The 13,604-nt window shown below is 68.7% G+C and carries 13 protein-coding genes; 6 read left to right on the forward strand and 7 right to left on the reverse strand.

The window, feature by feature from the left end; translation table 11 throughout:
- Positions 1–128: 128 nt before the first annotated feature.
- The 4 genes from DW307_RS09490 to DW307_RS09505 all read left to right on the forward strand — a co-directional run bounded on the left by DW307_RS09490 (position 129) and on the right by DW307_RS09505 (position 4,740).
- Positions 129–1,478, forward strand: a complete 1,350-nt coding sequence (locus DW307_RS09490; protein WP_029265625.1) for an MFS transporter — start codon at positions 129–131, stop codon at positions 1,476–1,478.
- Positions 1,475–2,734, forward strand: a complete 1,260-nt coding sequence (locus DW307_RS09495) for an alanine racemase (protein WP_051667882.1) — start codon at positions 1,475–1,477, stop codon at positions 2,732–2,734. The genes DW307_RS09490 and DW307_RS09495 overlap by 4 nt, the downstream gene beginning before the upstream one ends.
- A 62-nt stretch (positions 2,735–2,796) precedes the next feature.
- Positions 2,797–4,332: an N-acyl-D-amino-acid deacylase family protein gene (locus tag DW307_RS09500; protein WP_240750596.1), complete on the forward strand. Its 1,536-nt coding sequence runs from the start codon at positions 2,797–2,799 to the stop codon at positions 4,330–4,332.
- 24 nt (positions 4,333–4,356) lie between these two features.
- A complete protein-coding gene (locus DW307_RS09505; protein WP_021200176.1) occupies positions 4,357–4,740 on the forward strand; it encodes a RidA family protein in 384 nt (127 codons plus the stop codon).
- A 177-nt stretch (positions 4,741–4,917) separates the two neighbouring features.
- Here the strand turns inward: DW307_RS09505 and DW307_RS09510 are convergent, their stop codons facing one another.
- The 7 genes from DW307_RS09510 to DW307_RS09540 form a co-directional block, all read right to left on the reverse strand.
- On the reverse strand, positions 4,918–5,685 hold the full coding sequence (locus DW307_RS09510) for an ABC transporter permease (protein WP_136024587.1): 768 nt from the start codon (positions 5,683–5,685) through the stop codon (positions 4,918–4,920).
- Positions 5,682–6,458 (reverse strand): ABC transporter ATP-binding protein, encoded by a 777-nt coding sequence (locus DW307_RS09515; protein WP_029258843.1) that lies wholly within the window; start codon positions 6,456–6,458, stop codon positions 5,682–5,684. Before DW307_RS09515 ends, DW307_RS09510 begins: the two co-directional genes overlap by 4 nt.
- Entirely contained in the window at positions 6,455–6,826 is a 372-nt protein-coding gene (locus DW307_RS09520) for a DUF1048 domain-containing protein (RefSeq protein WP_021200179.1), read from the reverse strand. The genes DW307_RS09515 and DW307_RS09520 overlap by 4 nt, the downstream gene beginning before the upstream one ends.
- A gap of 2 nt (positions 6,827–6,828) precedes the next feature.
- A complete protein-coding gene (locus tag DW307_RS09525; protein ID WP_021200180.1) occupies positions 6,829–7,191 on the reverse strand; it encodes a PadR family transcriptional regulator in 363 nt (120 codons plus the stop codon).
- A 189-nt stretch (positions 7,192–7,380) separates the two neighbouring features.
- A complete protein-coding gene (locus DW307_RS09530; RefSeq protein ID WP_136024588.1) occupies positions 7,381–8,142 on the reverse strand; it encodes a LysM peptidoglycan-binding domain-containing protein in 762 nt (253 codons plus the stop codon).
- A 51-nt stretch (positions 8,143–8,193) separates the two neighbouring features.
- Entirely contained in the window at positions 8,194–8,832 is a 639-nt protein-coding gene (locus DW307_RS09535; RefSeq protein ID WP_136024589.1) for a response regulator, read from the reverse strand.
- Complete coding sequence (locus DW307_RS09540; RefSeq protein ID WP_231494429.1) at positions 8,820–10,052, reverse strand: sensor histidine kinase; 1,233 nt, start codon at positions 10,050–10,052, stop codon at positions 8,820–8,822. Before DW307_RS09540 ends, DW307_RS09535 begins: the two co-directional genes overlap by 13 nt.
- 108 nt (positions 10,053–10,160) lie before the next feature.
- Between DW307_RS09540 and DW307_RS09545 the strand changes: the two genes are divergently transcribed.
- Both DW307_RS09545 and DW307_RS09550 read left to right on the forward strand, forming a co-directional pair.
- Positions 10,161–10,928 carry an ABC transporter ATP-binding protein gene (locus tag DW307_RS09545; RefSeq protein WP_136024590.1) on the forward strand — a complete coding sequence of 256 codons (768 nt, stop codon included), beginning with the start codon at positions 10,161–10,163 and terminating at the stop codon, positions 10,926–10,928.
- On the forward strand, positions 10,928–13,459 hold the full coding sequence (locus DW307_RS09550) for an ABC transporter permease (protein ID WP_136024591.1): 2,532 nt from the start codon (positions 10,928–10,930) through the stop codon (positions 13,457–13,459). The genes DW307_RS09545 and DW307_RS09550 overlap by 1 nt, the downstream gene beginning before the upstream one ends.
- Positions 13,460–13,604: the final 145 nt, after the last annotated feature.

Below are 13,604 nucleotides of genomic sequence, written 5' to 3' on the forward strand. Positions count from 1 at the left end.
AGGCGTACAAAAAATACGAGTGATAGACAGATTGTCTATTCCGCTGTTAGTTTATCCACGCCCAGACGATCCGTCGAGGCCGGACCGCAACGTATGCGGCCCTGCATTCCCCGAAGAAGGAGCCCCGGATGGCCACTGTCGCCTCATCTGGCCTGACCCCGAAGCAGCGCAAGACGATCGCCGGTGGGGCGATCGGAACGCTGATCGAGTACTACGACTACTACCTCTACGGCCTCGCGGCTGCGGCAGTGTTCCCCGCGGTGTTCTTCTCCTCGAACGACCCCGTCATCGCCCAGCTGTCGTCGTTCGCGACCTTCGCCGTCGGATTCTTCCTCCGTCCGGTCGGCGGCATCATCTGGGGTATCGTCGGCGACCGCCGGGGACGCAAGGTCGTGCTCATGAGCACGGTCATCGGCATGGGGGTAGCGACCACGGGCATCGGCCTGATCCCTTCCGACCAGATGATCGGCATCGCTGCACCGCTGCTGCTGTTGTTCTTCCGGCTCTGCCAGGGCTTCTTCGTCGGCGGCGAGATGGGCGGTGCGGCCACGATGGTCGTCGAAGCCGCGCCGACCGGCAAGCGAGGGCTCTACGGAGCCTTCCTCATCAGCGGTGCGGGTGTCGCCAACGTGGTCTCGGGCGGTCTGATGGCAGGTCTCGGGCTCACGCCGGAATCGTGGTTCCTGCAGTGGGGGTGGCGCATCCCGTTCGTCTTCTCGATCGTGCTCGCGATCGCGGCAGTGCTGCTTCGTCGCCAGCTCGAGGAGTCTGAGGCGTTCACCGACACGCAGACGCTTCTCCTCGCCACCACGGGCAAGAAGCCCAACCCGCTCATCGAGGTCTTCCGTCACCCGAAGAACGCGATCATGGGCATCCTCATCGGGTTGCCGCAGTCGATCGCCGGCTACGTCATCCTCACGTACGGTCTGGCGTTCATCGTGTCGAACCAGCATCTGCCGGCCTGGATGGGGTTCGCCGGCACCATGCTCGTGGGTCTGCTGCAGATCGTCGTCGCTCCGCTGTGGGGTGCGATCTCCGATCGCATCGGCAGGCGGACGGTCTACATCATCGGCTGTCTCGGCTTCGCGGCCATGGTCTATCCGGCCTTCATGATGTTCAGCACGGGGAACATGTGGCTGATCTGGCTCGGACAGATCCTCGGGTTCGTCGTCTTCGGCGTTGCGATGCAGGCGACCCTCTCGACGATGCTCGTGGAGATGTTCGATCCGGAGGCTCGGACGACAGGCGTGAACATCGGCTACCAGATCTCCAACACCCTCGGCGGCGGCCTCGCCCCGCTGATCTGCACGGCACTGGTGGCGGCTGCCGGAGGCGCCTTCTGGCCGGTCGTCGTGTACGCGGCGGTGATCGCGGTGGTCGGTGTGATCGCCACACTGGTCGCCTCGGTCCAGCCCGATGTCGAGGGTGCGGGGCGCCTGCACGAGCTGAAGACGAGCACGCCGGTGAAGACGCGATGACGATGGATGACGCAGGAGTGCTCACCGCGCGCGACAAGGGCCTACCTGGGCGTGCGGCCGGATTGACGGTGACGGAGTTCCTCGCGACAGCCCCACGACTCGAGGAGTTCTGGACTCCGCTGATCGTGCTCGACGACGCAGCGATGACGGCGAACGTCGCCACGATGGCGCAGTGGTGCGCGGAGCGGGGCCTCGCCCTCATGCCCCACGGCAAGACCACCATGGCGCCTGCGCTGTGGAAGCGGCAGAGGGATGCGGGCGCGCTCGGCATCACCTTCGCGACCATGGGGCAGGTTCGTACCGCCCGCGATCTGGGCGTCGATTCGGTGATGCTCGCGAACGCCGCCGTCGATCGGCCGGCGCTGGCGTGGCTGGCGCAGGAGCTGGCGGATCCGGGTTTCCGGTTCGTGAGCTGGGCCGATTCGGTTGCGACGGTCGAGACGATGGAGGCGGCTCTGCTCTCCACCGCGATACCGCGCCCGGTCGACGTCTGCGTCGAGCTCGGCGGCGAAGGGGGTCGCACGGGTGCGCGGTCGATCGCGGAGGCCGTGCGCGTGGCTGAGCGCATCGCCGCATCCTCCGTGCTGCGCCTCGCCGGAGTGGCCGGATACGAGGGGAGCCTCGCGCACGATCGCTCCCCCGCGGCTCTCGCGGCCGTCCGCGCGTACCTGCAGTCCCAGCTCGAACTGCACTCCGCGATCACGCCTCTCTACGACGCCGGCGAGCTCTTCGTGACCGCCGGCGGCAGTGCCTACTTCGATGTCGTCGCTGACGTCTGGGGGACGACCGCGCGCGATGACCGTACGCATTTCACCCTTCGCTCCGGCGCCTACATCGTGCATGACGATGGTTTCTATCGAGGCATCTCGCCGTTCGATGAGGGGGCAGCGCAGGCGGAAGACTCTCCTCGATTCCTGAACGCGATGCACGCGATCGCGCGCGTCGTGTCGGCGCCGGAACCGGGACTGGCTCTCGTCGACGCCGGGAAGCGAGACCTGCCCTACGACGAAGGTCTGCCGATCCCGCGCTCCTGGTCCAGAGGTGTCGCCGGGCCCTGGCAGCCGCTGCACGGCGAGGTCTCGGCGATGAACGATCAGCACTCGTACGTCCGCTCGGAGCAGTCTCTCGCGATCGGCTCGGTCGTTCGTCTCGGGCTGTCGCACCCCTGCACCGCCTTCGACAAGTGGCGCGTGCTGCCGGTCGTCGAGTCCGCCGGATCCGACGTCGTGACCGGCCTCGTCCGCACCTACTTCTGAGGGGAGCGATGATGATTCGATCAGTTCTCCGCGGCGGTTCAGTCGTCGACGCGACAGGCCCGATGCGCGCTGATGTCGCGATCGAGAACGGGCTCGTCACGAAGGTCGGTCGGGTCGATGCGCATGACGGCGACGAAATGATCGACGTCTCTGATCGCCTGGTGATTCCCGGATTCATCGACGTGCACTCGCATGCCGATGGCCTGTTGAACGATCCGGACGTCACTCTCGCTCTGCTGCGACAGGGGATCACGACCGTGATCGCCGGCCAGGACGGAGTGTCGTACGCACCGGGCAGTGGTGAGTACGCGTCGGAGTACTTCGCCGCCATCAACGGGACGCACCCCACCTTTCGGGGCGGGGGCGTAGATGCCTACCTCGCCTCCGTCGACGGGATCTCAGCAGTGAATGCCGGCTATCTCGTACCGGCGGGCACCGTGCGCTTCGAGGTGTGTGGGCGCAAGGCTGGTTCAGCGAGCGAGGACGAGCGCCGACGCATGCGTGCTCTGGTCGCGCAAGGCATGTCCGACGGCGCCCTCGGGCTCTCGACCGGTCTGGACTACACGCCCGGTCTCTTCCAGGACGCGGCGGAGATAGCCGCCCTTTGTGAACCGGTCGCGCGTGCCGGCGGAGTGTACGTGACGCACATGCGCGGAGGATATGAGGCGAACACGGCTGCCGGTATGGATGAGATCGCGGAGATCGCCCGGATGGCCGCTGCGCATGCGGGATCTCCTTTATCCGTGCACATCTCGCACTTCCACGCCGACGCCGACATCGTGCTGCATCAGCTCGATGCGCTGGGTGCCGCCGGTGTGGACGCGACTTTCGACGCCTACCCCTACACCCGCGGCTGCACGCTGCTGGGCATGCCGCTGCTCCCACCTGCGGTGTCGGCACTGCCGGTGGCGGCGGCGGTTGCGGTGATCGCGGATCCTTCTCGCCGTGCCGAGCTGCGCGAGCTGTGCACGCTGCGGGCGGAACGCAGCGCCAGCCTCGGCCCGGAATGGGCGGACATGATCACACTCGCTCACCTCGCCGCGCCCGAGTGGGCGTGGGCGCACGGGCTCACGCTGCGCGAGGCGGCCGCCCGTGCCGGCGTCGCACCGGTCGACTTCGCCCTCGATGCGCTCGCCGCCTGCCGTCTGGAGTGCAGCGCGGTGATGGCAGTACGCAGCCCTCGCTCGGGAGCGGAACTCGCTCGCATCTTCCGGCATCCCGGGCAGATGGGCGGCTCCGACGGGATCTTCATCGGCGCCCATCCCCATCCGCGAGCGGCCGGCTCGTTCTCGCTTTTCCTGCGCGAATACGTGCGGGAGCGGGCGAGCTGGACGTGGTCGGATGCGGTGCACCACCTGTCGGCGCTGCCTGCGCGACGCTTCGGTCTCGGGCGTCGGGGCGCCGTCGTGGCCGGGGCGATCGCCGACCTCGTGGTTGTCGACCCGGAGACGGTCACCGATACCGCCACCTACGAGAACCCTCGGGGTCGCGGTGCGGGTATCGACGACGTGTTCGTCGCCGGTATCCGTGTTCTCGCTGACGGGTGCCTGACCGGTGCCCTGCCGGGCCGCGGGCTCCGCCGTTCACCTCAGACCTGAATCGTCAACGAAAGGAAAAGAAAGATGCCGAAGACCGGATTCTACGCAGACGGGGCACCCACGCCCGCCGGCCCCTACAGCCACGGAGTGGTCGCGAACGGATTCCTCTACACTGCGGGGTTCGGACCACAGGATGCGGCGAACGACCACGCGGTTCCCGCGAGCGTGGGCGACCAGACCCGCCAGGTGCTCCGGAACATCCAGAAGGTGCTCGCGGTGCACGGGCTGACCACGGACGACGTCGTGAAATCGACTGTGCATCTGCAGGACCTCGCCGATTTCGCCGAGTTCAACGAGGCCTACGAGGAGTTCTTCACCGCGCCATACCCCGTGCGCACAACCGTGGGCTCGCAACTGGCGAACATCCTCGTCGAGATCGACGTGGTCGCGGCTCTGCGCCAGGCGTGATCCCGCGTCTCCTCCCGGGCGGAGTTCTCCGCGTCGGGAGGAGCATCCGGGCGGAAGGATCCTCCCGAGAGGGGGAACTCCTCCCTACGCCGAGGTCCGACACCTCGCCGAGCGCGGCGAAACGCCCCGGCCGGGTCGAGTGACCCGGTCGGAGCGTCCCGTCTCGCTGGGCGAAGATCAGCTGACCTTCTTCCGGTACGAGATGATCGCGAACACGTAGGCGACCACGAGGATGCCGACGCACCAGGCGAGGGCGACCCAGATGTCGTCGCCGACGGGCTTCTCGGCGAAGAGTGCCTGGATGGTGTTGACGATCGAGGTGACCGGCTGGTTGTCGGCGAACCACTGCACCGGAGCCGGCATGGTGTCGGTCGGCACGAACGCCGAGCTGATGAACGGCAGGAAGATCAGCGGGTACGAGAACGCGCTCGCGCCGTCGACCGTCTTCGCGTTCAGACCCGCGATGATCGCCAGCCACGTGAGCGCCAGCGTGAACAGCATCAGGATGCCGATGACTCCGAGCCAGGCCCAGAAGCTCGCCCCGGTGCGGAAGCCCATCAGGAATCCGACGCCGAAGATGATCGCCAGGGTGATGGCGTTCGCCGTGAGAGACGTGAGCACGTGCGCCCACAGCACGCTCGATCGCGCGATCGGCATGGAGTGGAACCGTTCGAAGATGCCGCTCTGCATGTCGGTGAACAGTCGGAACGCCGTGTAGGCGATGCCGGATGCGATCGCGATGAGCAGGATGCCGGGCAGCAGGTAGTTCACGTAGTTGTCGGTGCCGGTGCTCTGCTGGAGTGCACCGCCGAAGACGTAGACGAACAGGAGCATCAGCGCGATCGGGGTGACCGCCGTGGTGATGATCGTGTCGGGACTGCGGAAGATGTGCCGCATGGAGCGGCCGGTGAGTGTCGCCGTATCGGCGGCGAAGTGCGTGCTCATGCTGCGTTCTCCTTTCCGGAGGCCTTGGGGCCGATGAGGGTGAGGAAGATCTCCTCGAGGGTGGGCTGCTTCTCGACGTACTCGACCTTGGCGGCGGGGAGCAGCCGCTTGAGGCCGGCGAGGGTGTCGTTGGCGATGATGCGACCCTCGTGCAGGATCGCGATGCGGTCGGCCAGCTGCTCCGCCTCGTCGAGGTACTGCGTGGTGAGCAGCACGGTGGTGCCGCTGTTCGCGAGCTGTTTGACCACGTCCCACACCTCGATGCGGGCTTCGGGGTCGAGGCCCGTGGTCGGTTCGTCGAGGTAGATGACCTCGGGGTCGCCGACCAGGCTCATCGCGATGTCGAGCCGGCGACGCATGCCGCCGGAGTAGGTGCCGACCTTGCGGCCGCCGGCATCGGTCAGACGGAACGTCGCCAGCAGGTCGTCGGCGACCTTCCCGGCGTCGGGCAGGTGCCGCAGCTTCGCGACCAGCACGAGGTTCTCGCGTCCGGTGAGGATCTCGTCGACGGCGGCGAACTGTCCGGTGAGGCTGATGCGCTCACGGACGCCGACCGGGTCGGAGGCGACATCCACGCCCTGCACGGTCGCCGTGCCGGCGTCTGCCTTCAGCAGGGTGGAGAGGATGCGCACCATGGTGGTCTTGCCGGCGCCGTTCGAGCCGAGGAGGGCGAAGATGCTGCCCTTCTCGACCTCGAAGTCGACGCCGCGCAGCACGTGCAGATCCTTGTACGACTTCTCGATGCCGCGCACCGAGATGGCGGGGTTCGTCATGACTCGTTCTCCTTCTTCTTCGCGTCGTCGAACGCCTTGATGAGGCGTGCGCGCTCCTTGTCGATCCACTGCGTGCCGCCGTAGGCACGGGCGTAGTCCTCGGCGTACTCCACGGGGTCATCGCCCACGATGGCGCTGACCGGGGTGCCGTCGACTGCGGCGCGCTCCCACAGGTCGGCGAGGTCGAGGAACATCGTGACGATCGTGTCGCCGTCGGTGATGCCGCCGTAGTACAGGTAGTACCGGTACTGGGCGTTCGCCACCTCGCGGTACGGCGAGGGGAGGGCGTCGATGCGGGCCTTGGCCTGCTTGTACTGCTTCTTCTGCTCGAGCGATCCGGTGAGCGCTTCGATCCACTTTGCGGCCATGATCAGTTCTCCTTGTTCGGGGTGGTGCTCGTGTTGTCGGTGTCGGTCTTGTTCAGCTGTGCGATGTGCTGCGCGAGGAAGTCCCAGGTCTTCCAGAACTCCTCGAGCTCCTGCCGGCCCTGTGCGTTCAGGGTGTACACCTTGCGCGGCGGACCCTTCTCGCTCGGGACCTTCTCGACGTCGACGAGGTTCTTCTGCTCGATGCGCACGAGGAGTGCGTAGATCGTGCCCTCGGCGATGTCGGTGAACCCGTGGTCGCGGATGCGTGTGGTGATCTCGTACCCGTATGCCGGCTGCTCGGCGAGGAGGGCCAGAACGATGCCCTCCAGAGTGCCCTTGAGCATCTCGGTCATCTGCTTGCCCATCAGGTCCTCCTTTCGTTTCGGTTGGTACTCAGTGTTGCTGGGTACCGGTACAAAGTAACACCGAGTACCGGTACTTAGCAACACCGAATACCAAACTTTTTCGAACGAGATCCCGAAGCGGTTCCGGGCGCGCGAGAACGACCGTCGACGGCGACCGTCGACGGCGAGGCGTGCAGAGGGGAAGCGCTGCTACGGGAACATGCGGCGGAGCAGCGCCAGGTCGTCGGTGCTCAGGGCGTGTGAGATCACGGCCGCCGTCTCCGGGGGCATGTCCTTCTCCAGTCGCTGCCATAGGAGCCGCGCGGCACCCAGGTCTGCGGTGGCGACAGCGGTCGAGAACGCTGCCACTCCGTCGTAGTAGGGGATGGTCGAAGACCCGGGTTCGGCGTTGTACGGCGAGTAGATGTCGACGAACGGAAGCGTCGGGTCTGGTCGCAGGTAGAGCACGTCCCCGGGAGCGATCGGCTCATTGCCGCGCACGTGGTTGAAGCTGCCGACGGTGACGTAGTCGACGCAGAAGCGCTCGCCGATCGCGATGAGGCTGTCGCCGGCCTGCACCTCGTAGGAGAAGATCTCGCCGTCGGCATCGAGGGTGACGGGACCGCGTGCCAGCTCCGACGCGCCCATGTCGACGAGGTCGCCCAGGAGCTTCCCGTGAGCCGGGGAGCCGTCGTCGCTCCCGATGTTGATGAACGCGTTGGTGGTGCAATCACCCGGTCCGCCGGCGGGAACGCTGATGCCGTCGCCCAGATCGACGTATCCGACCGGATCAGAGGCGTCGGCGGCACTCGTCGGGGCCGTGGAGGGTTCGGCGGCGAAGCGTTCCGACGCCCACGAAGCCGCATCGACGACGGCGGGTGCGGCGCTGATCACGGCGGGAGCGGCAACGGCGACCAGCCCGGCGACGGCCACGACGACGACGGCAGTGGTGATCCTGGTGTTGCGCTTCATCCCCGACAGCATGGCATCGCTCGGCACCGCGGCGGTAGAGCGGGTGCCGAGTCAGCTGCGCAGGTATGCGAGCACGGCGAGCACACGCCGGTGGCCGCTGTCGCTTGCGGCGAGGCCGAGCTTGGCGAAGATGTTGCCGATGTGCTTGCTCACCGCGGTCTCGGTCACGAAGAGCCGTTCGGCGATGGTGCCGTTGTCGAGCCCCTCGGCCATGAGACCCAGTACCTCGCGCTCGCGGGGTGTGAGGGTCTGCACCGGATCGTCGGCGCGACGGCGGCTCATCAGCTGCGAGATCACCTCGGGATCCATCACCGTGCCGCCGGCGGCCACGCGGTGCAGGGCATCGATGAAGGCCGCGACCTTGCCGACACGCTCCTTGAGCAGATAGCCGAGGCCGTCGGCTCCGGCAGCCAGCAGCTCACCGGCGTACCGATCCTCGACGTAGGCCGACAGCACCAGCACGGGGAAACCGGGGCGGCGGGCTCTGGCTTCGGCCGCGGCCTTCAGCCCCTCGCTGGTGAAGGTGGGCGGCATCCGCACATCGACCACGGCGGCATCGGCCTCGTCGAGCCGGGCGAGGAATGCCTCGGCGTTGTCGACGGCCGCCACGACCTCGAACCCCTCGCTGCGCAGCAGCAGCGCCAGCCCCTCGCGGAGCAGGGTGTCGTCTTCGGCGATCACGATCCGCATGGCAGCTCCGCTCTCAGGATGGTGGGGCCGCCGACCGGGCTCGACAGCTCCAGCCCACCCTCGAAGGCCTCGAGGCGACGACGGATGCCGGCCACGCCGCCGCCCGGGCGTTCGGCTGCTCCGCCCACGCCGTCGTCCTCGACCGTGATCAGCAGCACCTCCCCCTCCCGTTCGACCCGCACCGCGGCCCGCGTGGCATCGCTGTACTTGCTGACGTTGGTCAGAGCCTCGGCCACCACGAAGTAGCTGGCCGACTCGACGGCGGCCGGGACGCGTCCGACCCGCGACGTCTCGATCGTGCAGGGCACGGCGCTGCGCCCGGCCAGTGACGCCAGCGCCCCCTCCAGCCCGAGCTCGTCGAGGATCGGGGGGTAGATGTCGTGCACCGTGCGGCGGAGTCCGGCGAGCGCATCGCTGGCGGCATCCTGCGCTCGCCGCAGCGGTTCGAGCACGTCGCCGCCGGTCTCCTGCGCGCGCTCGGCGATCCCGAGCATCATCACCACGTTGACCAGGCGGTTCTGCGCACCGTCGTGCAGGTCGCGCTCGATGCGCCGCAGTTCGGCCGCGTGGGCATCGAGCGCGGCGGCGCGGCTGAGGGTCAGGGCGTCGACCCGTGCGGCGAGGCGCGACTTCTCCGGCGTCGCGAGCAGCGTCGCCGACACGTACGACACCAGCCGTGCGACCGCGGGGATCAGGAGGATGGACAGGATCGCGTACGCCGCCGCGAGCAGCGGCATCGTGGCCGCGAGCTCCCAGGAGGTGACGGGGTACACCGAGCCCACGGGGTCGTCGGCGGGAGCGAACTGCCAGTAGTAGGTGATCGCGAGGGTGTTGACCGCCGCGACCGGCAGCGAGATCGTCAGCAGTGAGACGAACAGCACGGGGAGCCCCTGCACGGCGAGCCACAGCACGTCGCGGCCGGTGGCGCGCGAGAAAGCGAAGCGCAGACGATCGTCGATGGTCGAGGCCGGCGGGAGCACGTGGCCGATCGGCGTCAGCTCCTCGCCCCGGTAGGCGCCGACACGACGGCGGTTCAGGTCCGTCCAGCGGTGCAGGCTCTGCACGGTCTCGGGCATCAGCAGCACGCCGCCGGTGAGGATCATGAAGGGAAGCAGGACGATGCCCAGGCAGAGGAACACCACGGAGGCGATCGAGACTCCGGCCTCGACGGCCAGGTATCCCCACGCGCGCAGCCATCGCCGCATCCGTCCGTCCTTCACTCTCACAGTCTGCCCGAGCGGTCGGAGCGGCACGGTATAGCCAGCACCACCATCGAAGCGGCAGCGGGCGGGATGGGATGCCGTCCGCCCCGTCCCTAGCGTCGGATCATGACCTTCACCCCACTCTCCCCGGCCGTCGACGCGCGGCCCTCCGAAGCACTGCGGCTGCAGTCCGTCGTCAAGACCTACGGCACAGGTGCCAGCCGCGTCACGGCCCTCCGTGGCGTGAACCTCGCCATCGCGAAGGGCACGTTCACCGCGATCATGGGCCCTTCGGGCTCGGGCAAGAGCACCCTGCTGCACAGCGCCGCAGGACTCGACCGGCCGAGCAGTGGCACCGTGCACCTCGGCGGAACCGAGATCTCGGGGCTGAAGGCACGCCAGCTCACCGCCTTCCGCCGCGATCACGTGGGCTTCGTGTTCCAGGCGTACAACCTGCTCCCCGCACTGAACGTCGAAGACAACATCACTCTGCCGCTGCGACTCGGCGGCCGTCGACTCGAGGCGCCGTGGCTCGACTTCCTGCTCGACGCCGTGGGGCTCACCGAGTACCGTCGTCGTCGCCCCTCCGAGCTCTCCGGGGGCCAGCAGCAGCGGGTGGCGATCGCCCGCGCGCTCATCACCCGGCCGCATGTGGTGTTCGGCGACGAGCCGACCGGCGCGCTCGATTCCCGCTCCGGCAAGCAGGTTCTCGACCTGCTCGCGCACACGGCGCGCGAGCTCGATCAGACGGTCGTGGTCGTCACGCACGACCCGGTGGTGGCCGCGCACGCGGATCGCACCATCTTCCTCGCCGATGGAGCCTTCGCGGGATACCTCGACGGTGCCGACCCCGCGCAGGTCAACGCCCGCATGAGCGCATTGGGGGAGTGGTGATGTCGGGCACTCTGGGCTTGAGTCGACTCGTCGGTGCCGATCTTCGCCATCACCGCGGGAGCTTCGTGGGAGTGGCGGTCGCGGTGTTCGTAGCGAGTGCACTGGTGACGGGCCTCGGAGTCCTCGTCGAATCCGGTATTCGCGGAGGCTTGGCGCCGGAACGCTATGCCGCGGTCGACGTGGTGGTCGGTGCGCCGCAGCAGGTCGATGTGCCGGAAGACCTGCCGGTTCCCCTGCGGGAACGCGTGCCGCTGCCCGCCGACGCAGCGCGCGACATCGCCGCTCTTCCTGGAGTCGACCGCGTCGTGGCCGACGTCACGATTCCGCTCTCCCTGCAGGATGCCGGTGCGGATGCCGGTGCCGGCGGTTCCGTCCTGGTCGAGGCGCACCCGTGGCCCTCCACCGCGCTGACCGGCTTCGAGCTGCGCGAGGGTCAGGAGCCCGCGGCAGCCGACGAGGTCGTCGTCACCGCGGGCAGCGGTCTTGCCGTGGGCGACGCGGTCGTCCTCGCGCACGGCGGCGTCCCGTCGGAGTACCGCGTGGTCGGCGAGGTCGCGGCACCGGTGATGCCGGAGCGAGGAGCGCACGTGTTCCTCAGCGAGCGTCGCATCGACCAGCTCGACCCGCACGAGGGGGCCGCGCAGGCACTCGGCGTGTTCGTCTCGGGCGTCGACCCCGAGCAGACGGCCGGTGCGATCCGCGAGGCCTTCCCCGACCTGATCGCCCGCACGGGAGACGCCCGCGGCGACGTCGAGTTCCTCGACTCGGGCGCCGCGCGTTCGACGCTCGTGGCCATCGGCAGCGCGTTCGTCGGCACCTGCATCCTCGTGGCGATGTTCATCGTGGCGGGCACCCTGTCGCTGTCGGTGCAGTCGCGCCGCCGTGATTACGCGCTGCTGCGGGCCGTCGGGGCGAGTCCGTCCCAGGTGCACGCGCTCGTCGCGCGCGAGGTGCTGTGGGTCTCGGCTGTCGCGGTGCTGCTCGGCATCGCGCCGGGATACCTGCTGTCGACCGTGCTGCAGGCGGCTTTCGTATCCGGTGGCGTGATCCCCGGCGACTTCGCCCTGGCCACAGGCCCTCTCCCCGCCGTCGGCGCGGTGCTGCTCGTGCTGGCCTCGGCCTGGGGCGCGGCGCGCATCGCGGCGGCCCGGGTCGCGAAGCTCGATCCGGTCGAAGCGCTGCGGGAATCGGCGACGGGCGCTCCGGCCATCGGTCTGCCGCGCATCATCACAGGAATCGTGCTCGCCGCCGCGGGGATCTCGGTCTCGACGGTGCCGCTCGTCGTGCGCGGGCAGGTCGCCGCCGGCGCGGCTGCCGGTGCGGCCATGCTGCTGATCGTCGCGCTCGCGGTGCTCGGTCCGTGGCTGGTGTCGTTGAGCGTCCGGCTGGTCGGCACCGTGCTGCGTCGCTCGTCGTGTGCGGGCTTCCTCGCGTCGGCGAACGCCGCGGCGCACAGCAGGCGGCTGGCGTCGGCCATCCTGCCGGTCGCTCTCGGCATCGGGCTGGGCCTCGTGCAGATCGGGGCGCCGTCGATCATCGCCGCGGAGGCGGCGACCCAGGCCAGCGCCGGGGTGATCGCCGACCTGCGGGTGGCCGCGCCGTCGGGACTCTCGCCGGAGGCGGTCGACGTGATCCGCGAGACGCCGGGGGTGATCGAGGCGTCGGGGGTCGCACTCAGCGCGGCGGTGGTGGACTCGTTCGATTTCGAGGGCAAGCTGGAGCGTGCCGAGCATGTGCTGCAGGGCGTCGACCCGGAGAACATCGCGCACAGTCTCGATCTCCGCGTGCGCGAAGGATCGCTCGCCGACCTCGACGGCATCGCGACGGTCGCGGTGAGCACGGATGCCGCGCAGACGCTCGGGCTGGGTATCGGCGGCACGGTCGTCGGACACCTCGGAGACGGTTCGCCGCTGAAGGCCACGGTCGTCGCGGTGTACGAGCGGGGTCTGGGCTTCGGCGACCTCACCATGGCCGCCGAAGAGGTCAGAGCCCACACCACGACGGGTCTCGATTCCTTCGCGCTCGTGGCGGTCGACGAGGCGGCGACCGGCGAGGTCCGGGCCGCGCTGGAGGCGCGCGGTCTGCTCGTGACCGACGGATCGGGGCAGGAGGCCGCGGGGGCTGGAGCGCACGCCCAGAACGGGTGGGTGAACCTCGTCGCACTGCTGGTGATCCTCGGCTACATCGCGATCGCCGTGGTGAACACGCTCGTCATGGCGACGGGTGAGCGCTCACGGGAGCTGGCTCTGCTGCAGCTGATCGGATCGTCCCGCGGGCAGGTGCGCTCGATGATGCGTATCGAGGCCGTGCTCGTGGCGGTGATCGCGATGGTGTTCGGCGTGGTCGTCGCGATCCCTCCGCTCATCGGCGTGAGCATGGGCATCTCGGGGCAGCCGATCCCCGCGTTGCCCGTGCTGGGGTCGTTCCTGATCGTCGGGGCGATGGGCGTGCTGGCGCTCGTGGCGATGTGGGTCGGGACCACGGCGACCATGCGCACCCGTCCCATCGACGAGATCGGGTCCCGGCAGTAGCCACGCTGCGGAGGGGCGCGCCGGAGTCGTCGGTGCGCCCCTCTTCGCGGGATCGGGGGAAGCCGTCGTGCGGGGTGAAAAGACGGGGTGAATTCTCCGGGATCGGCAGGATCGCGTCTCGGCCGACGGGCAGGCTGGCGGTGGC

This window comes from Microbacterium sp. K27, assembly GCF_004794435.1.
Taxonomy (GTDB): domain Bacteria; phylum Actinomycetota; class Actinomycetes; order Actinomycetales; family Microbacteriaceae; genus Microbacterium; species Microbacterium maritypicum_A.